The organism is Micromonospora sp. LOL_015 (assembly GCF_048060275.1).
Classification (GTDB): Bacteria; Actinomycetota; Actinomycetes; order Mycobacteriales; family Micromonosporaceae; genus Micromonospora_E.
In genome coordinates, this window is record NZ_JBHMIO010000147.1 from 1 (window position 1) to 1,008 (window position 1,008).

Below are 1,008 nucleotides of genomic sequence, written 5' to 3' on the forward strand. Positions count from 1 at the left end.
GTCCGCCGTCTGGACCGGGCAGCACCGCCACCGCCGCCACCTGGCCGGTGTGGCCGGTGAGTTCGGCCAGCAGATCACCGGAATGCGGATCCCAAACTCGCACCGAACCATCACGGTCTCCGGTGACGATGCGGTGTGGGCGGTCTCGCCCAGGCAGCACCGCCACCGCCACCGCCCTGACTTCACCGGTGTGGCCGGTGAGTTCGGCCAGCTGGTCACCGGTGCCGGGGTCCCATACCCGCACGCCCCCATAAAGGCCGCCGATTACAATATGGTGTCGGCCGCCCAGGCCGGACAACACCGCCACCGCTCTCACCCCGTCGAGGCGGCCGAACAGTTCGGCGAACTGGTCGCCGGTGCCGGGGTCCCATACCCGCACGCCCCCATAAAGGCCGCCGGAGACTATGCGATGTCGACCGTCCGGACCCGGCAGAGCTGCCACAGCGTTCACCCGGCCGGCGTGGCCGGTGAGTTCGGCCAGCTGGTCACCAGTGTCTGGATCCCAAATCCGTATCGATCCGTCGCCGAAGCCACCGCCGGTGACGATGCGATATCGACCGTCCGGACCCGGCAGCACACCCACCGCCCTTACTGCACCGGCGTGACCGGTGAGTTCGGCCAGCTGGTCACCAGTGTCCGGATTCCAAACTCGCACCGATCCGTCGCCCGAGCCGCCGCCAGTGACGATGAGGTGTCGGCCGTCCGGACCGGGCAGCACCGCTACCGCCCGCACCTCACCGGCGTAGCCGGTGAGTTCGGCCAGTCGCTCGCCGGTGCCGGGGTCCCAGATCCGTACCGATCCGTAACGGTCTCCGGTGACGATGAGGTGTCGGCCGTCCGGACCGGGCAGCACCGCTACCGCCCGCACCTCACCAGAGCGGCGGGTGAGTTCGGCCAGTCGCTCGCCGGTGCCGGGGTCCCAGATCTGTACCGATCCGTCGCCGAAGCCGGTGACGATGAGGTGTCGGCCGTCCGGACCGGGCAGCACCGCTACCGCCCGCACCTCAC

At 69.8% G+C, this 1,008-nt stretch carries 1 protein-coding gene and 1 pseudogene; both read right to left on the bottom strand.

The features are described 5' to 3' along the window. Positions 1-307, bottom strand: a 307-nt coding sequence (locus ACFHWU_RS29195) for a WD40 repeat domain-containing protein (RefSeq protein ID WP_416592311.1), incomplete at its 3' end; no start/stop codon positions are given. A 111-nt stretch (positions 308-418) separates the two neighbouring features. Continuing rightward, positions 419-1,003, bottom strand: a pseudogene (locus tag ACFHWU_RS29200) (WD40 repeat domain-containing protein); the annotation flags it as partial. Positions 1,004-1,008 lie beyond the last annotated feature (5 nt).